Raw genomic sequence first — 23,119 nt, 5'->3', positions numbered from 1 at the left:
GGCGGGCGCCATTCGGCGGCCGGTGCCGCACCGGACCCGGCCGGCATCGCACCCGGCCGGGAAAGCGCAGGTCACAGGCTGGTGAGAAGCTGTGGCGAGAGGTTCTTGATCATGGTGTTGGTCCAGCGCATCTGGCGCAGTGTCCGCGGGTGACAGGAGGAGGCGAGCGCCAGCAGCGCGCTGTCCCTCGACGCCTGGGCGGCCTGCGCCAGCATCTCCCAGTAGAGGGAGTTCTCCGCCGCGGCGACGTGCAGGTCCCGCAGGTCGCGCAGGAGGAGCAGGCCCGGCTCCGGCCGGTGCACGACCGCCTCGGACGCCTTCTCGCGCAGCGTCGCGGAGATCCCGTCCGAGGAGTGCTCCGGCGGGTCGCCCAGCTTTGCGCCGCGCTCCGCGGCGGCCTCGGCGAGCCGCCGCACGTGCTCGCGCGACCAGCGGGCCAGATCGGTGGCGACGTGGTGCACCTCGTGCTCGGTGCGGTGCCGCTCCGCGGCGGTCAACAGGTCGTGCGCCAGGCGCCGTTCGCCGCGGTGCAGGGTGCGCAGGGTCAGGGTGATGCCGTTCACTGGGCGCCTTCCTCGTGGGCGTGCGGGAACTCGCTGGGTTCCTGCTCCGTCGTGCGCGCCGCCGGTCCGCCCGAGGTGGGCCGGACGGTCCCGGTGGTGGCGGGTGCCGACGCGGTGGTGGTCGGTGCCGGGGACGGCCGGCCGTCCCCGCGCTCCACGAGGGTGAGCGCGGCCGTGGCCGTCTTGAACAGCGGCTGCTTGGAGGCAGGGTCCCAGTCGGTGACGATCGTCTCGTTGGCGGCCCGGCCGGGGGTGTCCGGGCCCGGCCCGGACCCGCCCTCGGTGTCCCAGTAGCCGTAGTGGAAGGGCACGAACAGCAGCCCCGCCCGGATGCCCGTCACCCGCAGCCGCCCGCGCAGGGCGCCGCGCCTGCCGGTCACCTCCACCAGGTCGCCCTCGCCGAGGCCGAGCCGCTCCGCGTCCCGGGTCGAGATCTCCACCCACACGTCCGGGGCGGCGTCGTTGAGCTGGGGCGCCCGACCGGTCTTCGTGCGGGTGTGGAAGTGGTAGATCGTGCGCCCCGTGGTGAGTTGGAACGGGTACTCCTCGTCCGGTTCCTCGTGCGGCGGCAGGTAGGCGGCGGCCTTCAGCATCGCTCTGCCGTCCGGATTGAGGGAGCGGTACTCCACGACCTCCTGCGACGCCCCGGTCTCCAAATCCTTGCCGTAGCTCTCGCACACGTCCGGGCCGGCCCAGGCGATGCCGTCCGTGTACAGCCGCGCGGTGCCCTCGGGGGCCCGCTCGTCGCAGGGCCACTGGATGCCGCTGGTGTCGCGCAGCTTGGCGTAGGACAGGCCCGTGTAGTCGCAGGGTCGGCCCGCGCTGCACCGCTTCCACGCCTCGAACGCCGGCTCGGGGCCGTCCCAGGTGATCAGCGGGCCGCCGTCCTTGTCCCGGAAGTCCATCCGGCGCGCGTAGTCCAGGAAGATGTCCAGGTCCGGCCTGGCCTCGCCGGGCGGTTCCACCGCCTTCTGGGACAGGTGCACCGTGCGGTCGGCGTTGGTGAGCGCGCCGGTCTTCTCGCCCCAGGTTGCGGCGGGCAGCACCACGTCGGCGAGCCGCGCCGTCTCCGTCAGGTACAGGTCCTGCACGACCGTGAACAGCCTCTCCTGCGAGAGGACCGAGCGGATGCGGGACAGCTCGGGCATCGAGACGGCCGGGTTGGTGCCGCTGATCCACAGCATCCGCAGCGACCCCTGCTCGGCGTACCGGAAGATCTGCATCGCGTGCGTCGGCGGCGCGAAGTGCGGGATGGTCTCCGGCTCGACGTTCCACACCCGGGCCAGGTCGGCGACATGGGCGTCGTTCTGCCAGTTGCGGAACCCGGGCAGGTCGCCGTTGGCGCCGCACTCGCGGGTGTTCTGGGCGGTGGGCTGGCCGTTCATCTGGAGGAGCCCGGCGCCGGGGCGGCCCAGCATGCCGCGGATCAGGTGCAGGTTGTTGACCTGGACGGCGGCGGCGGTGGCCTGGTGGGACTGGTAGACGCCCTGGAGGACCGTGGAGACCAACGCGTCGGCGGTACCGACGAGTTCGGCCGCCTCCTCGATCCGGGCGGCGGGGACGTCGCAGATCTCCGCCGCCCACTTCGGCGTGCAGTCGGCGACCCGGGCGGCCAGTTCCCCGAAGCCGACGGTGTGCGCGGCGATGAAGTCGCGGTCGATCCGCTCGTGCCGGATCGTCTCGTGCAGCAGCGCGTTGAGCAGGGCGACGTTGGTGCCGCCGCGCGGCGCGAGGTGCACGGCGGCGTGTGCGGCGACGCGGGTGGGACGCGGGTCCACGCACAGCAGGCGCGGCGGATCGGCCCCCTCCAAGCGGTCGAGGAGCCGCATCCACTGCACGGGCTGGGTCTCGGCGATGTTGTGGCCGAACAGCGCGATCACGTCGGCGTGGTCGAAGTCGTCGTAGCTGCCGGGCTGCCCGTCGCAGCCGAACGTCTCCTTCAACGCCTCCGCGGCCGTGGACGTGCACAGCCGGGTGTTGCCGTCGAGGTGGTTGGTACCGATGCCGGCCCGGGCCAGGACCGCGAGCGTGTAGTACTCCTCCAGGAACAGCTGACCGGAGGTGTAGAAGCCGATCGAGCCCGGCCCGCGCTCGTCCAGCAACTCGCGCGAGCGGGTGGCCACCAGGTCCATCGCCGTGTCCCAGTCCGTCTCCACCAGCCGCCCGTCGCGCCGTACCAGCGGGCGGGTCAACCGGTCCGGGGAGGCGTTGGCCTGCCAGCCGAACAGGTCCTTGGGGCCCAGCCGGCCCCGGTTGACCCGGTCCACGTCCCGGCCCCGTACGCCCACCATCCGGCCGTCGGCCACCGCGATGTCCATGGCGTCGCCGTCCGAGTGCAGGATCGACGCGGCCTGCACCCATCGCTGCACCGCCCCGGGGTCCACCCCGTCCGCGAGGAACGTGTCCACCCGGGCGGGCCAGGTCTCGCCCCGTCCGTAGGGCGTCCGGTCGCCCCACGGCCTCGCGATCCGGTCCGTCGTGTCCTCCATCACCGGCCTCCCAGCCACATCCGTCGCACCGCGTACGCGTCGCACCATGTCTCCGCCACACTGAGGGGCGCCGGGTACCCGGGCGTCGGGTGTCGAAGCGGGACACTTGTGGGAGCGCTCCCAGCCGGGCAGGATGCTGCGGTGACAGCGACCGCGTTCGTACGCCCCTACCGCCCCGCCGACGCCCCGGCCCTCGACGACATCTGCGTCCGGACCGCGCACAACGGCCGGGACAGCCGTCCCGTGTACGCCGACCCCACCGTCCTGCCCGCCGTCTTCGCCGCACCCTACGTCCACCTGGACCCCGGACTGGCCTTCGTGCTGGACGACGGCGAGGGCCGCGCGGTCGGCTACGTCCTCGGCACGGCGGACACCGCGCGCTTCGCCGAGGAGTTCCGGGCGAAGTGGCTGCCGCGGGTCGCGGACCGGTACCCGGCGCCACCGGGCCCGCCCACCACCCCGGACGAGGTCATGGCCGGGCTGCTGCACGACCCGGAACGCATGATCGTGACCGAGTTGGCCGCCTACCCGGCCCACCTCCACATCGACCTGCTGCCCGACCACCAGGGACAGGGCCACGGCCGGGCCCTGATGCGGACCTTCTGGCGTGCCCTGCGCGAACGCGGCGTACCCGCCGTCCACCTGGTCATGGCGACGGCCAACACGCCCGCCCGGGCCTTCTACGACCGGCTGGGCTTCCACGAGGTCGCCGCGGCGGGCCTCGACCCGGCGGACGTCACCTGCCTGGGGCGCACGACGCGGGAGACGGGACAGGGGCAGACCTGACGGGCGGCCGAGGGGCGCACCCGGCGGGCGGAGCGAGAGTCAGGCGGCGCCCAGTTCGTAGACGTTGAAGGCCCGGCGGATGACCGGCTGCGCCACATTGCGCACCCGGACGCCGCCGGCCGTCATCCCGTGCTCCGAACCCAGGTGGGCGTGGCCGTGGACGGCCAGGTCGGCGCCGGCCGTGTCGATCGCCTCCGCCAGCAGATAGCTGCCGAGGAACGGATGGATCTCCGGCGGCTCCCCGGCGAGCGTGTCGGCGACCGGGGAGAAGTGGGTCAACGCCACCCGCGCCGCGCAGCCCTCCTCGTCCAGCTCCTTCAGCGCGGCGTGCAGACTGTCCGCCGAGCGGCGCGTGGTGCGCACGAACTCCTTCATCACCGGCTCACCGAACTCGCCCGCGCTGCGCCCGACGAACCCGCCGCCGAACCCCTTGGTGCCCGCGATGCCCAGCCGTTGCCCGGCACAGTCCACGACGGTTCCCTCGCCCTCCAGAACCGTCACCCCGGCGTCCCGGAGGATGGCGGTGACCTTCTCGGGCTGTTCGTCGTGGTGGTCGTGGTTGCCGAGCACCGCCACCACCGGCACCGGCAGGCCGCCCACCTCACGGGCGACCACCCGCGCCTCCTCGGGGGTGCCGTGGCGGGTGAGGTCCCCGGCCAGGAGCAGCAGGTCGGCACAGTCGGGCAGGGTCTCGAACGCGGGCCGCAGCAACCCTTCGCCGTCGGGCCCCATGTGGATGTCCCCGACGGCGGCGACGCGCATCGTCACAGCTCCTCCGCATGGTCGGGCCGGGTGGTCTGCGCCACCACGACGTCGGTGTGCACGGTCAGCCCGGCCAGTTCCTCGCGCGCGACGCGCAGCACGGTCTCGCGGCACCGGGCCGAGGGCACCGTGCCGGTGACCGCGACCGTCCCGGCCCTGATCTCGGCCCGTACGCCGAGTTCACCGAGTTCCTCGGCGGCCAGCCGCTCCTGCAGGTGGGCCACGCGGTATTCCGCGTTCTCCGGGTCCCCGGCCGCGGGGGCGGGGCCGCTCGCCGCGGGGCCCTGGTGTCCGACGGGGTCGCTCATCGCCGCTCCTCCTGAGGGACGGTGGCCGGCGCACCGGCCGGGGGGATGATCTCCAGCCGTTCGAGAATGAAGAAGAACGCGGCGGGCATCGGGGCGTCGCCGCAGTCGCGGCGCAGCGCGGCCCAGTCGATCTTCTCGCGCAGGGTGCGGGCGATCGGCAGCACGGCACCGAAGTCGCAGTGGTGCTCCGAGAAGGCCGCCAGCAGACCGCGCAGCAGATCGGTCGGCGACAGGACCGGCATCAGCACCGAGTCGACCGACAGGTCCCGGGCCCGCCCCAGCAGCTCCGCCGTGACGGGCTCGTGCGCCAACTCGAAGATGAGGTCGACCTGCTGCCCCAGGCAGTCCGCCTTCAGCAGCCAGTCCTCGGGCGGCGTGTACACCGTCAGCCCCGCTCCCCGCAGGGTCGCGGCGACGGCGTCCGCGTCCTCGGGCCGGATGCAGAAGTCGACGTCGTGCTGGAGGTTCTGGGTGCCGCCGTGCGCGTACACCGCGACACTGCCGGCCAGCGCGAACGGATGCTCCGCCCTCTTGAGCGTCGAGCCCACCTGCTTGGCCGCCTGGAGGATCGCCTGGTTGCGGTCGAGCGGGAGGTCCTCGTGCGGGGCCCGGCTCCGCGGGGCGTTCGCGCGGTCCCCCGCGGCGGGGCGCAGCTCGGACACGCCGCCACGCCGGTCGCCGGCGTGATCGTCGGCGGGCTGCCTCATCGGTCTCCCCTTCCCGGGCTGTCGCCTTCGGCTTCGGCGGACCGGAACGGACCGGCCCTCCCCGCCGTGTCCGGGTACCCGGGGCCGAACGGCCGACACCGCGGCCCGTGGCGAGGTGGCGCGCGGGGATCGCGGGCACTCGGGCGGCATGAGCGACAAGCGGATGCGACAGGGGACCGGCCCCGAGGACCGCCGGACCGTGGAACGGCTGGTGGCGGCGTGGCTGGCGGAGACCGGACGGCACGACCCGGCGGCCGCCGACGAGGCGCGTGCCGGGTGGGAGCGGGACGCGTTGTCCGGACAGGCCGCCCAGAACCTGGCCACCTGGGTCACCGCACGGGTCACGGACACCGGCTTCACCGAGGACGAGGGCCCGTACGTGGCGGGCCCCGTCCGGATCACACCGTCGGACAAGGACACCGTGCACGCCTGGCTGCGGGCGCGGGGGCACCCCGTGTGACACGCCCGGGGCGCGGGACCGGGGCGGGGACGGCCGAACGGCGCATAGGCCGTCAGGCGTCGGGCGGCCGTCAGCCGGCGGGCGGCCGCCACTCGAACATCAGCAGCGTCGCGTCGTCCCGCAGCCGGCCCTCCTGCGCGGCCAGGATCGAGTGGATCAGCCGGCGCAGCGACTCGGGCGCCAGCTCCCCGCCGGCCGTGGCCCGGATGACGTAGTCGGCGAAGCGCTCCAATCCCAGCAGCTTCGCCTCCCGGGTCCGCGCCTCCACGACACCGTCGGTGTACATCAGCACCCGGTCGCCCGGCTGCAGTGGGATCTCGTGCGTCCGGCGCGGTCGCGAGGTGAGCAGGGACGGCATGCCCATGGGCGGGTCGGCGTCGCGCTCCATGGCGTAGATGATCAGCCGCTCGTCGCGGATCAGGATCGGCGCGGGATGCCCGCAGTTGGCCCAGTGCAGCACCCCGGTGACCAGGTCGAGCCGTGCGACGACCGCCGTGCAGAACTGCTCCGGCAGCCAGCGGGACAGCGCCTCGTCCACACTCCGCACCAGCTCGGGCAGGTCGTAGCCGTTGCGGCGGGCGTTGCGGCAGGCCGCCAGGGAGACGGTGCTGGTCAGGCCGGAGGCCAGGTCGTGCCCCATGGCGTCCAGGACCGCCACGTGCAGGGTCGTGTCGGTGAGCGAGTGGTCGAAGGCGTCGCCGCCGATCTCGTACGCCGGTTCCAGCACGGCCGTCGACACGACGTGGCCGTTGCCGATCGTGCGCGGCGGCAGCAGGGCACGGAGCATCTCGGCGGGCAGCCGCATCTGCTCCGTGCGGGTGCGCAGGACGAAGGAGTCCTCGTAGAGCCGCTTGGACGTGATCACCATGGCGAGCAGCGAGGCGAGCGCCCGGCCCCGGGTCAGCGTGGAAGCGGTCAGGGCGGTATCGGTCACGGCCAGCACGCCGAGCCGCTCCGCACCGTCCAGCAGCGGGAACCAGGCGGTGACGGAGCCCGTCCCGGACTCCTCCACCCGCAGCGACTGGGTGCGGTACGCCCATCCCGCCAGCGACCCGTCGACCGCGACCGGCGGTGCGACGGCCGTCTGGGGGACGAGGCGGCGCTGCTGGAGGTCGACGAGGTAGACGACGGCGTGCCGCAGCCCCAGCGCCCTGGCGGCGTGGGCGGCGGCGGTGCGCAGGTCCATGGTGAGGTGGGCCGGGTCGGCGAGGAACCGCCACAGCGCCGCGCCGTCCGGGTCCGACGTGGACACCTCGTCTCCTCTCGTCGGGACCCCGCCGCGGCGGGGGGAGGTGCCCAGCAGTCTGGCACCGGGCCCCGTGCCCCGCCCGTCGGGCCGCTCACCCGCGGGCGCTTCGGTCCCGGCAGAAGGGGCACGCGTCACACGTACGACCCCGAGCGCCGAGGAGTGGTGCCGCATGACCGAGTACGAGCGTTCCCGCACCATGCCCGCCCACCCCGAGCAGGTCTTCGACCAGGCCGCCAACGTGGGGCAACTGGACACCTGGCTGCCCCGCGACCTGCACGTCGAGCCGGAGGAACCGCCCGCCGTCACCGTGCACGAGGACCGCACCGACCAGGACACCTCGGCCCTGCTGAGCGCCCGCCCCGAGCAGATGCGGCTCGAATGGGGCACCCGAGAGCAGGGCAGCTACGCCGGCTGGCTGCAGGTCGCCGGACTCGACAGCGGGGCCAGCGAGGTCACGGTGCACCTGTCGTTCCTCGACGACAGCCACGACCCCGGCCGCCGGACGGTGGACGACGCCCTCGACGGCAGCCTGCGACGCCTGGAGGAACAGGTGAGGATGCGCACCGACAACGCGGCCGGCTGACGAGGCCGACGGGCCACCCCCCGCGCACCCGCACCGAACCGACGGGGGCGGGGCCCGCGGGAGCCCACGTGGTCCCGGCCCGGGTGTCCGCCCGCCGCGCCGGGGCACCCACCCGCCATGGACGCTCACCGCCGCCCGTTGACGGACCGCACCCCCGCACTGCTCGCCGAGGGATACGCCTGGCTGCCCAACCGCATGCGCGACAGCACCGGCTCCGTGGTGCGCACCCGGCTGCTCGGCAGGCCCGCGCTGGCCGTGCGGGGCCCGCAGGCCGTGCGGCTCTTCTACGACGAGGGACACGTCCAGCGCCACGGCGCCGTACCCGCACCGGTGCTGGACACCCTGTTCGGGCAGGGCGCGGTCCACACCCTCGACGGCGACGCCCACCGCGTCCGCAAGGAACTGTTCCTGCCGCTGCTGAACCCCGACCGTGTCGCCGGCCTCACCGAGCACGTCGCCGCGGCCTGGGACGAGGCCGTGCGCACCTGGAGCGAGCGGCCCCGGATCGTGCTGTTCGACGAGGCGGGCCTCGTGCTCACCCGAGGGGTCTGCGCCTGGGCGGGGATCCCGCCGGACGCCGTCGACGCCCGGTCCCTGGCGCGGGACCTCGTCGCGATGGTCGACGGCTTCGCCACCCCGGGGCCGCGCCACCTGCGGGCCCGCCGCGCCCGCACCCGGCAGGAGACCCGGACGGCCCGCCTGATCGAGGAGGTCAGGACCGGCGCCCGCACCGCGCCCGCGGACTCCGTGCTGGAGGCGGTGGCCCGGCACCGCGACACCCCGGAGCACCCGCTGGACACCCGGACGGCCGCGGTGGAACTGCTGAACGTCCTGCGCCCCACCGCCGCCGTGAGCTGGTTCGTGGCCTTCGCCGCCCACGCCCTGCACCGGTGGCCGGCCCACCGCGAGCGGCTGCGTGCCGGCGACGGCGCCTTCGCCACGGCGTTCGCACACGAGGTGCGCCGCTTCTACCCGTTCGCCCCGTTCCTCGGCGGACGGACCGTCACGGAGGTGACCTGGCACGGCGAGTCCGTCCCGGCCGGCGGGCTCCTGCTGCTCGACGTCTACGGACACCACCACGACGAGGAACTCTGGGGCGACCCGTACACCTTCCGGCCCGAGCGCTTCCTCGACCGCAGCCCCGGCGCCGACGAACTGATCCCGCAGGGCGGCGGCGACCCCGCCCACGGCCACCGCTGCCCCGGCGAGCGCATCACCGTCGGCCTGCTGGAGACCCTGGCGGTGCGGTTGGCACGCCTCGAGTACACAGTCCCCGAGCAGGACCTGCGCATTCCGCTGCGCCGTGTGCCGACCCGCCCGCGCAGCGGCTTCGTCGTCACCGGCGTACGCGCGCCCTGACGGCGCGTCACGCGCACCCGCACACGGCCGGTTGGCTGATCGTTTGCAGCCCTGCGGGTGTGCGGCCGCCACGGGCGGCCGAAGTGGCCGTCACCCGAATGGACCCCGCGCACTACTGGTCACGGTCCAACCGGTGTCTCCTTGAGGGTGTCAGCGGCGTCCAGGCTGGGAGGCCGATCATGTACGAAATGTGCGTGGGCCCGGAGAAGGCGGGCGGAGCGTTGGTGTGGCACGTGCTGGCCAAACAGGCGGCGGCCACACTCTGCGGACAGCAGCTCCGCGAACGTATGGAGGCATCCGACGGTGAACGGGCGCGGCACTGCCCGGACTGCATGGCTTCTTTCGAGAAGCTGATGGCAACCACACCGTGCTGACGGACCGTCCGCGAATCGTCCGCCCCGCCGCGCCCGCGGCGGGGCGGACGGCGTTCTGCCGCACGGCGGCGCCGGCCCTCACTCCCGGCCCCGGGTGAGGGGCCGGGAACCCGGGAGCGGGAGGGCGGCTCCCTGACGGTCACTCGGTTGGCGCAGTATCAGGACGTGGAGCGGGGGAAGACGCCGGGCATGCCCCGCCGCGCGCAGTCCTCCCGCGCCCGGGGCGGCAGGGCGCGCCGCGGCCGGGATCCCCGAGTCGGCCGCGGCGCATCCTCCTCGGACCGGCCGACCGGCCGACCGGCCGACCGGCCCCGCGCCCCGGCCGCTCGATGGGTGTCGGCCACCGGATCATTTGGGTGTCGTCCCCGATGGCCGCCGGGCCGCCCGGCGTGTGACCGTGGACCGACGCCGCGCCCCGGGGGCCTTTTCGGGGGCCGGGGGACGTTTCAGGGAGGCCCTGTCCCGCCCGTTCGCGGGCGTTGCCGCATGGTTCGGTCCGGGTGTGCGCGGTGCGCACGCCGAGCGCCGGGGCGGTCGATGGTCATGGTGGTGCACCGCCGCGGCGGCCCGGTCTCCGGGCGCTCACGGCCCGGGCGCGCTGCCGACCCGCGGTGTCCCCCGTCCCGCCCCGCGGCGGTGTCACGGCACGGCGTCATGGGCGGTCCCCGACCGTCCGGCTGTCCGACCCGACGACGTACGACCGACGAAGGAGAATGCGCATCCATCCCCGTCAAGTGAAGCCCTCCCGACCCTCCGCGCGGTCGCAGGGGGTGACCCGTGGGACACGCTGACACCCTGCTCGCCATGGGCGGTGCCTTCGTGGCCGCCGCGTTCCTCGCCCGCCTCGGCGGCAGGATCGGACTTCCGACGATCCCCCTGTTCATGCTCGCGGGCATCCTGCTCGGCCCCCACACACCGGGCTTCGTCCTGGTGGAGGACGCGCACGACTTCGAGATGCTCTCCGCGCTCGGACTGGTGCTGCTCCTCTTCTACCTGGGCCTGGAGTTCCACCTCGACGACCTCAGGAGCGGCGGCAAACGGCTGCTCACCGCGGGGGGCGTCTATCTGCTCCTGAACGTCGGTGCCGGGCTCGGTTTCGGGTTCGTCCTCGGGTGGGGTGTGCGCGAGGCGCTGGTGCTGGCGGGTGTGCTCGGCATCTCCTCGTCCGCGATCGTCACCAAGATCCTCATCGACCTGGGCCGGATCGGCCGCCCGGAGACCCGGCTGATCCTCGGTGTCATCGTCGTGGAGGACATCTTCCTCGCGCTGTACCTGGCCGCCCTGCAGCCGGTCATCGCGGGCGCGCACGGCGTCGCCGACACGGTCCTGCAGGCCGGCAAGGCCTTCGGCTTCCTGCTGGTGCTGGCCGCCGCGGCCCGCTACGGCACCCGGCTCGTGGGCCGCCTGATCCACACGCGGGACAACGAACTGCTCGTCATCAGCTTCCTCGGCGCCGCGGTGCTCGTCGCCGGTGTCTCCGAAGTGCTCGGCGTCGCCGACGCGATCGGCGCGTTCATGGTCGGCCTGATCCTCGCCGGCACCCCGTCGGGGCCCCGCATCCGCGAACTGGTGCACCCGCTGCGCGACGCCTTCGCGGCCATCTTCTTCTTCGCCTTCGGACTCGCCATCGACCCCGGCGACCTCGCCTCCGTCGCCGGTCCGGTCGCCGCGGCGGCGGCGCTGACCGTCGTCATGAACGTCGTCGCCGGGCTGTGCGTCGCCCGGGTGTACCACTACGGCTCCGAACCGGCCGCGGAGATCGCCACCACCCTGGTGGCCCGCGGGGAGTTCGCGCTGATCCTGGCCGCCATGGCCGCGGGCGCCGGGCTCGACGCGCGCCTCGCTCCCTTCATCGCCGGTTACGTGCTCGTCCTCGCCGTCCTCGGACCCATCGTCGCGGGACGGGCCCATGTCCTCGCCGCCGGGTTGCGGGCCGCGGGCCGGCTGCTGCCCGGGACGACACCCGGACCGGAGGTGCCGGGCGGCGGGGCCGGCAAGGACGCGCAGACGCACGGTCCGTCGGCGTCGCCGTCGGACACGGAGCCGGAGCCGTTGCCCGCCTCCTCCTCGTGCTCGGCCCCGTCCTCGGGGCGTGCGGAGGCCGAGCGCTAGACGGACGGACGGGCAGAGCGGGCGCGGTCCGGGCGCGGTCGCCCGGGGTGGCCTGGTGCCGACCCGGACGGCACCGCACCCTGCCTTCCGGTGGGACAATCTGCCCAGAGGGCGGCCGTCCGACGACGTGGCCGGACACGTCCGGACCGGAAGGAGCCGTCAGCATGATCGAGTGGGTGCCCCTGGGCAGCGGTGCCAGACCCGTGCCCCGGCCGGTCGCGGCCCCCCTGGTGTGGGCGGGAGCGTTCGGCGGCGCCCTCCTCGCGGTGGCGCTCCTCAACGGCACCGTGGGCTCGGGCCGTCCGGGGCTCGCCCTCGTGGTGCTCTCCCTGCTGGCGGCCGTGCTCGGGCTCTGCGCCCGGTTCACGGCCGCGCCGGGGACGGCCGTCCTGTGCTGGCTGTCCCTCAACGGGTTCGCCATACCGCCGGCCGGCACCCTCACGTGGACCGGCCGGCGGGACGCGGTCTGGCTGGCGTGTCTGCTCGGTGCGGCCCTCGTCGGCACCGCCCTGGCCCGCCTGGTCCACGCACGGGCCGCGTACCGCCGGCTGACGACGGCGACGGGCCTGGAGGCGCCGGAGCCGGGCCCCGGAGACCTCTGAGCCGCGCGGGTCACGCGGTCGTACCAGCACCTGCGGACACCGACAACGGGGAGGACCGGGCCGGAGACCGGCGCGGACCTCCCCTCCGTCGCCGGGTCAGGCCGTGTGCAGGGTGAGGCCGTAGCGGTTCAGGATCTCGTTGACGGGCTGGAACCAGGTCTCCCCGCCGCTGGAGCAGTTGCCCCAGCCGCCCGAGGTGACGCCCTGCGCCTGGTCACCGCTGATGAAGGAGCCGCCGGAGTCGCCGCCCTCGGCGCACACGCTGGTCTTGGTCAGCTGGTGCACCACGGAGCCGTCGCTGTAGTTGACCGTCTCGTTGTGGGCGAGGACGGTGCCGCAGTGCCAGTGCGTGGTGGAGCCGGAGCGGCAGATCGAGGCGCCCACCGGCGCCACGTTCGAGCCGCGCACGAGCTGGTCGGAGACCGTGCCCCAGCCGAGCACGACCGGCACCGTCCACCAGCCGCTGCCCACGCTGACCCACGCGTAGTCGTTGTCGGGGAAGGACGAGCCCTGGAACGTGCCGATGTACGAGCGGTCCCAGCCGCTGACCCCCGCGCCGGCCCGTCCGCAGTGCCCGGCGGTGACGAAGCCGCCGTACACCGAGAAACCGATGGAGCAGCGGACGTTGCCGGTGTAGTAGGGGTCGCCGCCGACGGTGCCCGCCGCGAAGGTCTGCGGGGCCGACGGCACCGAACGCACCGTGACCGGTCCGGCCTCGCGGGCCCGCTTCACGAAGCTCTGGACATCGTTGTCAGCGCGCTTGCCCTCGACCACGTCGACGACCACGGCGCCGGCGCGCTGGTCGACGTGCCAACCGCTGACGCCAACGGGGGCGTCGAGCCGGTCGACGCGCGCCTTGGCCGCGTCCAGCTGCCGCGCGCTGTGCTCGACGGTGCGCACCTGCGCGCCGGTGGCGCGGACCGCGCGCAGGGTCTCGGGTGCCGCGTCCGAGGTGACGGCCACGGTCAGCTCTCCGGCCTCCGCGTCGAACCACGAGCCGCCGAAGGCCGTTCCGGCGGCCCGGCGTGCCACGGGTTCCAGGCCGGTGGCGTCGCGTTCGGCCGCCAGCCGGTCCGCGGCCTCGGCCCGGGTGAGGCCGAAGTCCCGCTGCATGGCGTCCAGGAGACCGGCGGAGGCCGGCTGCTCCGCGGAGGGGGAGGCGGTGGGGGCGTCGGCCGCCGAGGCCGGCAGCGCGCCGACCGCGCCGAGGGTGCCGAGCACGAGGAGCCCGGACAGGGCGAGGTGCCTGAGTCTGCTGCGTCTCACGGGAGTTGCCCTTCGTCGTTCCAGCAAGGTGGGGGCGGAACAGATGGCATGGAACAACCGCGGTTTGAGAGCGCTCTCATCGGGTCGCTTCGAGCTTAGCCAGCAACCCGTTATCAGGTCCATGCCAATGCACGGCCTTTCCGTGCAGCCGCCCCCGGGCCCCTGCGGTCCGTCTCCCCGGTTGGCCGGTCGCGGACGGGGCACTCAGGCTGCGGTCACGCGAAAACGGCCACATGACGGCCACTGGACCTTGGAGGCACACGTGGCGGTTCGGCACAGGCTCATCCAGGCGACGACGGAGGCCGTCTGGGACGTCCTCGCGGACGGCGACCAGTACGTGGAATGGGTGGTCGGGCCCTCGGAGGTCACCCCCACGTCGGGACAGTGGCCGCAGGTCGGCGCGACGATCGCGTACGAGGTACGGCTCGGACCGCTGCGGCTGGACAACGAATCGGTGGTCAGACGCTGCGTGACGGGCTCGGAACTGGAGCTGGAGGCCAAGGCGGGCCGACTCGGCACGGCCCGCATCGCCGTCGAACTGCGCCCCTGGGGCGAGCAGTGCCTGGTGATCGTGGACGAGCACCCGCTGCGCGGCCCGGGAGGACTGCTGCACAACGTCGGCGTCGAGGCGCTGATCCAGATCCGGCACCGCGCCATGCTCGCCAGGCTCGCCAAGCTCTGCGAGTCCCAGGCCGGCGAGCGGTGCCGGCCCGACCCGTCGGACACGATGGGATCCGTGTCGTACCGGCCGGGAACCGGCCGTGCCTGACGCCGTCGTGGTCGGAGCCGGACCCAACGGACTGGTGGCGGCGAACCTGCTGGTGGACGCCGGCTGGAGCGTGACGGTCCTGGAGGAGCAGCCCGAGCCGGGCGGCGCGGTCCGCCACGACGGCGAGGTCGCCCCCGGCTTCGTCAACGACCTGTTCAGCTCCTTCTACCCGCTCGCCGCCGCCTCCCCGGTCCTCGGCGGCCTGCGCCTGCAGGACCACGGGCTGCGCTGGGCCCACGCGCCCCACGTACTGGCCCACCCCCTGACCGACGGCACCTGCGCCGTCCTCGACCGCGACGTCGCCACCACCGCCGCCTCCCTCGACGCCTTCGCCCCCGGCGACGGCGCCTCCTGGGAGCGGCTGCACGAGGTGTGGGACCGCTACCGCGCCGACATCCTGGACGCCCTCTTCACCCCCTTCCCGCCCCTGCGCGCCGGCGCCCGGCTGGCCCTGCGGCTGCGCGGCGCGGGCGGACTCAGGCTCGCCCGCACCCTGGTCCTGCCGGTGCGCCGCCTGGGCGAGGAGGAGTTCCGGGGCGAGGGCGGCAAGCTGCTCCTGGCCGGCAACGCCCTGCACGCCGACCTCGCGCCGGAGGCGGCGGGCAGCGGCGGCTTCGGCTGGCTGATGTCGATGCTCGGCCAGACCTACGGCTTCCCCGTACCGGTCGGCGGATCCGGCGCCCTCACCGACGCCCTGGTCCACCGGCTGCGCGCCCGCGGCGGCACCCTGCGCTGCGGGCGGCGCGTGGAGCGCGTCCTGGTCCGCGACCGGCGCGCGGTCGCAGTGCGCACCGCCGGTGGCGAGACCGTCGCCGCCCGGCGGGCCGTCCTCGCCGACGTCTCCGTACCCGCCCTCTACGGCGGGCTCGTCGACCCGGTGGACCTGCCGGACCAGGTCCTCACCGACCTGCGGCACTTTCAGTGGGACTTCGCCACCTTCAAGGTGGACTGGGCACTGGACGGACCCGTGCCCTGGCGGTGCGAGGACGCGGCGCGGGCCGGCACCGTGCACCTCGCCGACGGCCTCGACGAACTGACCCGGTTCGCCGCCCAGATCGCCATGCGGCAGGTCCCCGACCGCCCCTTCTCGCTGTTCGGCCAGATGACCACCACCGACCCCACCCGCTCACCGAGCGGCACCGAGTCCGCCTGGGCCTACACCCACGTCCCCCACGACATCCGCGCCGACGCGGGCGAGGAGGGCATCACCGGCAGCTGGGACACCCGGGAACAGGAACTCATGGCCGACCGCGTCGAACGCCAGGTGGAACGCTTCGCGCCCGGCTTCCGCGCCCTGGTGCGGGCCCGCCGCGTACTGGCCCCGCCCACGCTCCAGGCCATGAACGCCAACCTGGAGGGCGGCGCCATCAACGGCGGCACCACCGCCATGCACCAGCAACTCGTCTTCCGGCCCGTGCCCGGTACCGGACGGCCGGAGACACCGGTGGCCGGTCTCTTCCTCGCCTCCGCGGGCGCCCACCCGGGAGGCGGGGTGCACGGAGCGCCCGGCGCCAACGCCGCGCGCGCCGCACTGCGCCAGCACCGGTTCGCGGGCCTCACCCGGGTCCAGCGGGCCCTCACCCGCCGCGACCGGGCCGGCGACCGCCGGTGAACGCCGACGACCGTCCGCGCGGACGCGGACGACTCCCAGGGAGGGCCGACCGGTGACAGACAGTCCCCTGCGAAACCGCACCGTCGTCGTGACCGGTGCCGCGCGCGGACTCGGCGCCGCCCTGGCCCGCGCCTGCGCCCACCGCGGCGCCCGACTCGCCCTGCTCGGCTTGGAGAAGCCGCTGCTGGACGCGCTGGCGGCGGATCTGCCGACCCCCGCGCTCGCCGTCGAGACCGACGTCACCGATCCCGCCGCGCTGGCCGACGCGGCCGACGAGACACGCCGGCGGCTGGGCAAACCGTCGGTCGTGGTCGCCAACGCCGGTGTCGCGCACGGCGGACCGTTCGCCACCTCGGACCCCGCCGAGTGGCGCCGCGTCGTCGACGTGAACCTCACCGGCAGCGCCCACACGGCCCGCGCCTTCCTGCCGGACCTGCTCGACACCGCGGGCTACCACCTCCAGATCGCCTCGCTGGCCTCGCTCGGCGCCGCCCCCATGATGAGCGCGTACTGCGCCTCCAAGGCGGGCGTGGAGGCCTTCAACCACTCGCTGCGCGCCGAGGTGGCCCACCACGGGGTCGCCGTGGGCATCGCCTACCTCAACTGGATCGACACCGACATGATCCGCGACGCCGACCGGTACCCGGTCCTGCGCGAACTGCGCGCCCACATGCCGCCCCCGGCCCGCCGCACCTTCCCGGCGGACCACGTGGCCGCCCGGCTGGTCCGCGCCGTGGAGCGCCGCCGTACCGCCGTGTACGTGCCGGGCTGGCTGCGCCTGGCACAGGTGGGGCGGGCGACCCTGCCGCCCGTGGTCCTGCGGCTGTCCCGCCACGAACTGCCCCCGATGGAGGCCGAGGGCTCCCTGGGCCGCACCGGCCCACTCGGCGCGGGCGGACTGGCCGACCGCGCGGCCGACCCGGGGGAGTAGCGAACCGAGCAGCGCGCTTCGTGAGGCCGGGCCCGGAGCGGTGCGCGCTGTGAGGCGGGCCCGATGCGGTGCGCTCTGGGAGGCCGGGCCCGGCACGGTGCGCGCTCCGTGAGCACGGGCCCGGCGTCGCGCGCTTCGTGAAGCCGGCCCCGGCGTCGGGCGCTCCGTCAGGACGGATCCGGCGTCGGGCCCCCGTCAGGACGGGTCCGGCGCGCGCTCCTCAGTACTGCCCGAACCGCCGGGCCAGGGCCCGCAGCGGTGCGGACCGGCCCTCGTCGGGCACCGTCCACAGCGTCTCGCCCCGTACGCCCCACCGCTCCAGCAGGACGTTGGCGGCGAGGAAGCCGGAGGTGGCGGCGCGCTCCATCAGCGCCACGGGCAGGTCCGTGCGGACCAGGTCCCCGGCGACGACGACGGCCGGGTCGGGGGTGCGGACCGTGGGGCGGTCGCGGTAGCCGCCGACGGCGAACAGCGGGCAGTCCGCCCGCCACTCGTGCCGCACGGCGACCACCCGGGCCCGACGGGTCTCCGGGTACACGCGGTGCAACTGGTCGACCAGCCGCTTCTCCTCCACCTCCCGGACGGCGGCCGACGGCACGGCGTAGGCGTGGAGTTCGACGACGGACCCGCCGGTGCGCGCGGCCCAGCGCGCCGCCTCGCCCTCCCAGTGGGACAGCACACTGACGTTGTCCAGCGAGCCGTACCCGCTCGTGCCGAGGAATCCGGGCCGGCCGGGGGCGACCGGGCGGTCCAGCCACAGCCGGGAGACCAGGAACGGCGGAGCGTTCCGCAGCCGCGCCACCCGCCCGCGCCAGCCGTCGTCCCCGAGGTGCGGCGAACGGCGCACCACACCCCGCAGCCCTCCGACGTCCATCGCGAGCACCACGGCGTCGTACGGCCGCGCGCCGGCGGCGTCGACCACCAACCGCCCGCCGGACGGACCCGGCCGGACGGCCTCGACGGACGTACTCGTGCGGACCTCGACACCGTGCCGCGTCAGATACCCGGCGAGGGGATCCCACAGCGCCCGCGGGAACGGCTCACGCGGTACGTCGAACAGCAGTCCCTCGCTGGAGCCGAGGAAGTAGATGTGGAACATCAGGGCCATCTCCGCGGCCGACAGCTCGCGCGGGTCGGCGAAGAAGCTGCGGGAGAACACCTCGAAGGCCAGGTGCCGCGCGGCGGCGGGAAAGCGCAGGGTGTCGAGGAAGTCGTGGGCGCTGACGCCGTCCAGGCGCTCGTGGACGCGGCGGGTGCGGACGTCCAGGAGCGGCAGCGCGGCCGAGGGCCGCAGGGCCGCCAGGTCGCGCGGCCCGAAGCTGGGGCTCAGCGCGACGAAGGCGAGGGCGCTGAACGGGGGAGTGCGGGGGATCCGGCGGAAGCTGTCGTGCAGCCCGCTGCTGTGCCGCAGGGGATAGTCCGGCAGACCGGTCAGCATGCCCAGACCGGGATCGGCGCGACGCAACAGGCTCCGCAGGTTGTAGTACTGGCGGAAGAAGGCGTGGAAACCCCGGCTCATCGTGGCGGGCGTACCGTCCGGCAGGGCGAACGTCCGGCCCGCGACCCGGCCGCCGAGCACGGGTTCGCGTTCGTGCAGCACGACGCGCACCCCGCGCTCCGCCAGGACCGTCGCCGCCGCGAGGCCCGCGATGCCGCCGCCGATCACCGCCACCGACGGAGGATCGCCCTCGACCCGCTCACGCCCGGGTCCCGGACGCAGCACCCGTGCCCGCCGGTCCCGCCCGGGCGGTCGCCCTTCACCACCCCGGCCACCCGCGTCGCTCCGTCCACCCCCACCGCCACGGCTGCCCGCACCCCGCCGGATCACCGCGCGTCTCCGGTGCCGGGGCACTGCGTGTGGTGGCCCGGAGGGAGCGTGACGGACCGGTGGCGGTGGCCCGCCCCGAGCTCGGGGGCGGCGGTCGGCGCGGCGTCGGGCGGCAGGGGCATCGGGCGCATCGGGGGCTCCGGGGTGGTGGGTCGGCGGACGGCGTTCAGCGGACGGTGAGGTGGCGGCGCGGCAGCCGCGGCAGTTCGGCCGCCGTGCGCAGCATGGGCAGGACGGGGACGCGCAGGCCGACCGCGAGGTCCTCGTACAGTCGCGACCGGCCGTCGAGGAAGCGCAGCAGCCGCCCGGCGGGTACGCGGTCGAAGAGCCGGAAGAAGAGGTCGGGGCCGTCGACGCGGCCGGTGTCCAGCGCGCGCAGCAGCACCGCGTCCATCCACCGGGCCCGTGCCGGATGCGGGGTGGCGGCACCGGGCGGCGGCCCGCGCGCACCGCGCGGGCGACGGCCGCGGACTGCCGTTGCACGGCGGCGAACGTGTAGCCGGTGGACGCCCGGGTCGCGCCGCCCGCGACGCCGATCCGGAAGACCCGGTCGCAGCCCTCGGCCCGCCGCCCGAAGACGGCGTCGGTCATCGGGATGACCCCCTGCTCGGTCGACAGGACCTCCGTGGCGCCGGTGCGCAGGACGCGGCGCGTGTAGTCCTCCAGCGCGCTGTCGTACGCCTCGGTCGTCAGCGGCTCGGGGCCGAACTCGGTGTACTCGACCAGCGCGGTGTGCCGTCCGGTCGGCAGCACGTAGCCGAAGGACAGGCCCCGCGCCGGCTGTGCGGTGCGGAAGTCCATCAGGTCGACCACCTCGGGGTCGAAGACCGGCCGCTCGGTGCGGACGAACCAGCCCCTGAAGTGCTGGAGCAGGCGGGTGCGGGCGGCCGGCAGCCGGTCCGGCGGACGGGAGTCGAAGACCCAGCGGGCGCGCAGGTCGACCGGTGTCCCCGCGGCGTCCGTGGCCGCCACCCGTACGGTGGCGTCCGGCAGACCGGTCACCGCGCCCACGGTGGCCTCCAGGCGCCGCAGCCCCGGACGGTCCTTCAGGTCCCGCTCCACCAGCGCCTCGAAGTCGTCCGAGCGGACCATCTTGTAGCGGGCGGGCGCGATGTGCCGCCGGACGACCGCCCCGTCGCGGCCGCGCACCCGCAGCCACTCCCAGGACGCCGTCGTCGCCCGGTCGAAGCGGCCGGGGCCGGACTCCCAGAAGCACCAGGTGCGACGCGGCGGCCGCAGCGGTCCCGGCGGCGGGTCGATCAGGACGACGGAGGGCACCGCACCGTGCGGCGCCCGTGCCGGGAGCCGGTGCGCCAGGGAGAGACCCGCGGCGCCTGCGCCGACGACCACGATGTCCGTGTCGACCACACCCGCCTCCTTCCCGTTCGCCCGTTCGGAGCGGCCCGTTCGGAGCGGTCCGGTCCGCCTCGGTCCCTTCCGGCCCGCTCCGGTCCGCGCCGGTCCGCTCCGGTCCGCGCCGGTCCGCGCCGGTCCGCGCCGGTCCGCGCCGGTCCGGGGAGTATTCCGCCCCGGCGGCGTCCGCGGTCGCACGGCGCGCTGGGCGGCGCGGCACGGGTGCCCGCCGGGGGCCGGGGTACCCGCCGAACGGGTGACTGCCGGGTGGGTACGGGCCTTGCGGCGGCGTGGCACGGGCGAAGAGGGAAAGCATGGCGCGGACCGCGCCTTCGGCCCGCGGCCGGGACACCCGGCACGGCTCACCGCCGCGGCCGGCGACGAGAGGAACCGCGATGCGCCCCAGCACGGCCGGCGACGGCAGCCCGCAGCCGAGTGAGACCCGCGCGGTCGGAGGCGCCCGATGACGCGGACGGTGACCGGCCGCACCGACCACGTCGTCGTCGTCGGTGCGGGGCTCGCCGGCCTGTCCGCCGCCCTGCATCTGCTGGGTGCCGGACGGCGGGTGACGGTCGTCGAACGCGACCCGCTGCCCGGCGGCCGGGCCGGGCGGCGCGAAGTCGGCGGCTACCACCTCGACACGGGCCCGACCGTGCTCACCATGCCCGACCTGGCCGACGAGGCCTTCGCGGCCGTCGGCGAGCGGCTGCGCGACCACGTCGAACTCCTGCCGCTGCACCCCGCCTACCGGGCGTGCTTCGCCGACGGCGGCACCCTGGACGTGCACACCGGGGCCGACGCGATGCAGGCGGAGGTCGAACGCTTCGCCGGGGCCCGGGAGGCGGCCGGGTACCAGCGGCTGCGCGACTGGCTCGGGCGGCTGTACGCCGTGCAGATGCGCCGCTTCATCGACGCCAACTTCGACTCACCCCTCGGCCTGCTCACCCCCGACCTGGCCCGGCTCGCCGCCCTCGGCGGCTTCGGCCGCCTGGACGCCCGCATCGGACGGTTCCTGACGGACGAACGCCTCCAACGCGTCTTCTCCTTCCAGGCCCTGTACGCCGGTGTCGCGCCCTCCCGGGCGCTGGCCGCCTACGCCGTCATCGCCTACATGGACACCGTCGCCGGGGTCTACTTCCCGCGCGGCGGCATGCACGCCCTGCCCCGCGCCATGGCCGCGGCCGCCACCCGCGCCGGGGCCGACCTGCGCCTCGGCCGGGACGTCACCCGCCTGGAACGGTCCGGCGCCCGCGTCACCGCCGTCGTCACCGACCACGAGCGCATCCCGTGCGACGCCGTCGTCCTCACCCCCGACCTGCCCGTCGCCCACCGGCTGCTCGGCCGACGCCCGCGGCGCCCCGTCGCCCTGCGGCACGCGCCCTCCGCCGTCGTCCTGCACGCCGGCACCACCCGCACCTGGCCGCACCTCGCCCACCACACGCTCTCCTTCGGCGCCGAGTGGCGGCGGACCTTCGACGAGCTGACCAGGACCGGCACCCTCATGACCGACCCGTCCCTGCTGATCACCCGGCCCACCGCCCACGACCCGTCCCTCGCCCCCGAGGGCCGCCACCTCCACTACGTCCTCGCGCCCTGCCCCAACACCGACATCGGCCCCGGCGCCCGCGCCTGGAGCGACCTCGCGCCCCGCTACCGCGACCGCCTGCTCGCCACCCTGGAACGCCGGGGACTGACCGGCATCGCCGCCGCCGTGGAGGAGGAGTGCCTGGTGACCCCCGCCGACTGGACCGCGCAGGGGCATGCCGCGGGCACCCCGTTCTCCGTCGCCCACACCTTCGCCCAGACCGGGCCCTTCCGGCCCCGCAACCTGGTGCGCGGCACCGACAACGCGGTCCTCGCGGGCTGCGGGACCACCCCGGGCGTCGGCGTACCGACCGTACTGATCTCCGGGAAACTGGCCGCCGCGCGCATCACCGGCACACCGGCCCGCACCGGCACGGCACGAAGCGGGCGCCGATGACCGGACGCGAACTCGACGCCGCCGGCATCACCGACCCGGCACTGCGCGCCGCCTACACCCGGTGCCGGCTCCTCAACGCCCGCCACGGCCGCACCTACTTCCTGGCCACCCGCCTCCTGCCCGCCGACCGCAGGCCCGCCGTGCACGCCCTGTACGGATTCGCCCGGTGGGCGGACGACATCGTCGACGACACGGCAGCCGACGCCACGCCCGCCGAGCGTGCCGCCGCCCTCACCCGCCTCGACCGGCTGCTGCGGCGGTCGCTCACCGGCGGCGGACCGACCGACGAGCCCGTGGTGCTCGCCCTGGCCGACACCGCCGACCGGTACGCCATCGAACCGGCGCACTTCACCGACTTCATGGCCTCCATGCGCGCCGACCTCACCGTCACCGACTACGCCACCTACGCCGACCTGCGCGCCTACATGCACGGCTCGGCCGCCGTCATCGGCCTCCAGATGCTCCCCGTCCTCGGCACCGTGACCGCCCGCGCCCTGGCCGCCCCGCACGCCGCCGCCCTGGGCGTCGCCTTCCAGCTGACCAACTTCCTGCGCGACGTCGGCGAGGACCTCGACCGCGGCCGGATCTACCTCCCGGCCGACCTGCTGGCCGCACACGGCGTCCAGCGGGACCTGCTGCTCTGGAGCAGGCGCACCGGCCGCCACGACGCGCGCGTCACCGCCGCGCTGCGGGCCGCCGAGGACCTCACCCGGGGCGTCTACCGCGAGGCCGAGCCCGGACTGGCCATGCTCGACCCCGTCGCCCGTCCCTGCATCCGCACCGCGTTCCTGCTCTACCGGAGGATCCTCGACACCATCGCCGACGGCGGGTACGCGGTACTGCACCACCGTGCGGTGGTGCCCCGCCGACGCCGCGCGGCCGTCGCCGCCGACGGGCTCGTACGCGTACTGGCGGCCCGGCTGCGCGCACGGCGCACGCCGACGCCCGTGCCGTGCGGCGGCGAAGCCCTCGACGTGAAGGAGCCCCGATGAGCCCGGACCCCCGCCCCCGCCGAGGACGCCTCC

20 protein-coding genes and 1 pseudogene are annotated in these 23,119 nt (G+C 75.1%); 11 read left to right on the top strand and 10 right to left on the bottom strand.

Features of this window, described 5'->3' with window-relative positions; all coding sequences use genetic code 11:
* Nucleotides 1-71: 71 nt before the first annotated feature.
* Entirely contained in the window at nt 72-563 is a 492-nt protein-coding gene (locus tag BJ961_RS20655; RefSeq protein ID WP_271414273.1) for a hypothetical protein, read from the bottom strand.
* A complete protein-coding gene (locus tag BJ961_RS20650; protein ID WP_271414272.1) occupies nt 560-3,052 on the bottom strand; it encodes a molybdopterin-dependent oxidoreductase in 2,493 nt (830 codons plus the stop codon). Before BJ961_RS20650 ends, BJ961_RS20655 begins: the two co-directional genes overlap by 4 nt.
* A 141-nt stretch (nt 3,053-3,193) precedes the next feature.
* Here BJ961_RS20650 and BJ961_RS20645 point away from each other — a divergent pair, with 141 nt between their 5' ends.
* Nucleotides 3,194-3,838 carry a GNAT family N-acetyltransferase gene (locus BJ961_RS20645; protein WP_271414271.1) on the top strand — a complete coding sequence of 215 codons (645 nt, stop codon included), beginning with the start codon at nt 3,194-3,196 and terminating at the stop codon, nt 3,836-3,838.
* 39 nt (nt 3,839-3,877) lie between these two features.
* Here the strand turns inward: BJ961_RS20645 and BJ961_RS20640 are convergent, their stop codons facing one another.
* From BJ961_RS20640 to BJ961_RS20630, 3 genes are read right to left on the bottom strand one after another with little or no spacing between them, the layout of a single operon-like run.
* Nucleotides 3,878-4,600, bottom strand: a complete 723-nt coding sequence (locus BJ961_RS20640) for a metallophosphoesterase family protein (protein WP_271414270.1) — start codon at nt 4,598-4,600, stop codon at nt 3,878-3,880.
* Nucleotides 4,601-4,602: 2 nt separating this feature from the next.
* Nucleotides 4,603-4,908: a BON domain-containing protein gene (locus tag BJ961_RS20635; RefSeq protein ID WP_271414269.1), complete on the bottom strand. Its 306-nt coding sequence runs from the start codon at nt 4,906-4,908 to the stop codon at nt 4,603-4,605.
* The gene (locus BJ961_RS20630; protein WP_271414268.1) at nt 4,905-5,615 is read right to left on the bottom strand and encodes a nucleotidyltransferase domain-containing protein; all 711 of its coding nucleotides are present in this window, start codon (nt 5,613-5,615) and stop codon (nt 4,905-4,907) included. Before BJ961_RS20630 ends, BJ961_RS20635 begins: the two co-directional genes overlap by 4 nt.
* Nucleotides 5,616-5,763: 148 nt before the next feature.
* Here BJ961_RS20630 and BJ961_RS20625 point away from each other — a divergent pair, with 148 nt between their 5' ends.
* Nucleotides 5,764-6,075, top strand: a complete 312-nt coding sequence (locus tag BJ961_RS20625) for a hypothetical protein (RefSeq protein WP_271414267.1) — start codon at nt 5,764-5,766, stop codon at nt 6,073-6,075.
* A 70-nt stretch (nt 6,076-6,145) separates the two neighbouring features.
* Here BJ961_RS20625 and BJ961_RS20620 read toward each other — a convergent pair whose 3' ends face one another.
* Nucleotides 6,146-7,327 (bottom strand): PP2C family protein-serine/threonine phosphatase, encoded by a 1,182-nt coding sequence (locus BJ961_RS20620; RefSeq protein WP_271414266.1) that lies wholly within the window; start codon nt 7,325-7,327, stop codon nt 6,146-6,148.
* 166 nt (nt 7,328-7,493) lie between these two features.
* Here BJ961_RS20620 and BJ961_RS20615 point away from each other — a divergent pair, with 166 nt between their 5' ends.
* The 4 genes from BJ961_RS20615 (at nt 7,494) to BJ961_RS20600 (ending at nt 12,354) form a co-directional block, all read left to right on the top strand.
* Nucleotides 7,494-7,907 (top strand): SRPBCC family protein, encoded by a 414-nt coding sequence (locus BJ961_RS20615; RefSeq protein WP_271414265.1) that lies wholly within the window; start codon nt 7,494-7,496, stop codon nt 7,905-7,907.
* A 117-nt stretch (nt 7,908-8,024) separates the two neighbouring features.
* Nucleotides 8,025-9,266 (top strand): cytochrome P450, encoded by a 1,242-nt coding sequence (locus tag BJ961_RS20610; RefSeq protein ID WP_271414264.1) that lies wholly within the window; start codon nt 8,025-8,027, stop codon nt 9,264-9,266.
* Between the two features lie 1,151 nt (nt 9,267-10,417).
* On the top strand, nt 10,418-11,752 hold the full coding sequence (locus tag BJ961_RS20605) for a cation:proton antiporter (RefSeq protein ID WP_271414263.1): 1,335 nt from the start codon (nt 10,418-10,420) through the stop codon (nt 11,750-11,752).
* Nucleotides 11,753-11,916: 164 nt separating this feature from the next.
* Nucleotides 11,917-12,354: a hypothetical protein gene (locus BJ961_RS20600; RefSeq protein WP_271414262.1), complete on the top strand. Its 438-nt coding sequence runs from the start codon at nt 11,917-11,919 to the stop codon at nt 12,352-12,354.
* Nucleotides 12,355-12,450: 96 nt separating this feature from the next.
* On the opposite strand, the gene BJ961_RS20595 is transcribed toward BJ961_RS20600, so the two are convergent.
* Complete coding sequence (locus BJ961_RS20595) at nt 12,451-13,620, bottom strand: S1 family peptidase (protein ID WP_271414261.1); 1,170 nt, start codon at nt 13,618-13,620, stop codon at nt 12,451-12,453.
* 262 nt (nt 13,621-13,882) lie between these two features.
* On the opposite strand from BJ961_RS20595, the gene BJ961_RS20590 reads away from it, so the two are divergent.
* The 3 genes from BJ961_RS20590 to BJ961_RS20580 are packed head-to-tail and all read left to right on the top strand — an operon-like array spanning nt 13,883 to nt 16,932.
* Nucleotides 13,883-14,389 (top strand): SRPBCC family protein, encoded by a 507-nt coding sequence (locus tag BJ961_RS20590; RefSeq protein WP_271414260.1) that lies wholly within the window; start codon nt 13,883-13,885, stop codon nt 14,387-14,389.
* Nucleotides 14,382-16,001, top strand: a complete 1,620-nt coding sequence (locus BJ961_RS20585; RefSeq protein ID WP_271414259.1) for a phytoene desaturase family protein — start codon at nt 14,382-14,384, stop codon at nt 15,999-16,001. Before BJ961_RS20590 ends, BJ961_RS20585 begins: the two co-directional genes overlap by 8 nt.
* A 52-nt stretch (nt 16,002-16,053) precedes the next feature.
* Nucleotides 16,054-16,932 (top strand): SDR family oxidoreductase, encoded by an 879-nt coding sequence (locus BJ961_RS20580; RefSeq protein ID WP_271414258.1) that lies wholly within the window; start codon nt 16,054-16,056, stop codon nt 16,930-16,932.
* Nucleotides 16,933-17,152: 220 nt separating this feature from the next.
* Here the strand turns inward: BJ961_RS20580 and BJ961_RS20575 are convergent, their stop codons facing one another.
* The 3 genes and pseudogenes from BJ961_RS20575 to BJ961_RS20570 all read right to left on the bottom strand — a co-directional run.
* Complete coding sequence (locus BJ961_RS20575; RefSeq protein ID WP_271414257.1) at nt 17,153-18,655, bottom strand: NAD(P)/FAD-dependent oxidoreductase; 1,503 nt, start codon at nt 18,653-18,655, stop codon at nt 17,153-17,155.
* A gap of 271 nt (nt 18,656-18,926) precedes the next feature.
* Nucleotides 18,927-19,154 (bottom strand): lycopene cyclase family protein, encoded by a 228-nt coding sequence (locus BJ961_RS36190; RefSeq protein ID WP_408648756.1) that lies wholly within the window; start codon nt 19,152-19,154, stop codon nt 18,927-18,929.
* Nucleotides 19,155-19,261: 107 nt separating this feature from the next.
* Nucleotides 19,262-20,110, bottom strand: a pseudogene (locus tag BJ961_RS20570) (lycopene cyclase family protein); the annotation flags it as partial.
* 466 nt (nt 20,111-20,576) lie between these two features.
* Here BJ961_RS20570 and crtI point away from each other — a divergent pair.
* Together crtI and BJ961_RS20560 are read left to right on the top strand one after the other, a co-directional pair.
* Entirely contained in the window at nt 20,577-22,094 is a 1,518-nt protein-coding gene (gene crtI / locus BJ961_RS20565) for a phytoene desaturase family protein (RefSeq protein ID WP_271414256.1), read from the top strand.
* A complete protein-coding gene (locus BJ961_RS20560; protein WP_271414255.1) occupies nt 22,091-23,086 on the top strand; it encodes a phytoene/squalene synthase family protein in 996 nt (331 codons plus the stop codon). Before crtI ends, BJ961_RS20560 begins: the two co-directional genes overlap by 4 nt.
* The last annotated feature ends 33 nt before the right edge of the window (nt 23,087-23,119 follow it).

The organism is Streptomyces lienomycini, assembly GCF_027947595.1.
Lineage (GTDB): Bacteria > Actinomycetota > Actinomycetes > Streptomycetales > Streptomycetaceae > Streptomyces > Streptomyces lienomycini.
This window is presented reverse-complemented; position numbering and strand designations above follow the sequence as displayed.

Coding starts and splice junctions, on each gene's coding strand:
- BJ961_RS20650 (WP_271414272.1), bottom strand. CDS start 3,052: ATGGAGGACACGACGGACCGGATCGCGAGGCCGTGGGGCGACCGGACG.
- BJ961_RS20640 (WP_271414270.1), bottom strand. CDS start 4,600: ATGCGCGTCGCCGCCGTCGGGGACATCCACATGGGGCCCGACGGCGAA.
- BJ961_RS20635 (WP_271414269.1), bottom strand. CDS start 4,908: ATGAGCGACCCCGTCGGACACCAGGGCCCCGCGGCGAGCGGCCCCGCC.
- BJ961_RS20630 (WP_271414268.1), bottom strand. CDS start 5,615: ATGAGGCAGCCCGCCGACGATCACGCCGGCGACCGGCGTGGCGGCGTG.
- BJ961_RS20625 (WP_271414267.1), top strand. CDS start 5,764: ATGAGCGACAAGCGGATGCGACAGGGGACCGGCCCCGAGGACCGCCGG.
- BJ961_RS20615 (WP_271414265.1), top strand. CDS start 7,494: ATGACCGAGTACGAGCGTTCCCGCACCATGCCCGCCCACCCCGAGCAG.
- BJ961_RS20610 (WP_271414264.1), top strand. CDS start 8,025: ATGGACGCTCACCGCCGCCCGTTGACGGACCGCACCCCCGCACTGCTC.
- BJ961_RS20600 (WP_271414262.1), top strand. CDS start 11,917: ATGATCGAGTGGGTGCCCCTGGGCAGCGGTGCCAGACCCGTGCCCCGG.
- BJ961_RS36190 (WP_408648756.1), bottom strand. CDS start 19,154: ATGGACGCGGTGCTGCTGCGCGCGCTGGACACCGGCCGCGTCGACGGC.
- crtI (WP_271414256.1), top strand. CDS start 20,577: ATGACGCGGACGGTGACCGGCCGCACCGACCACGTCGTCGTCGTCGGT.
- BJ961_RS20560 (WP_271414255.1), top strand. CDS start 22,091: ATGACCGGACGCGAACTCGACGCCGCCGGCATCACCGACCCGGCACTG.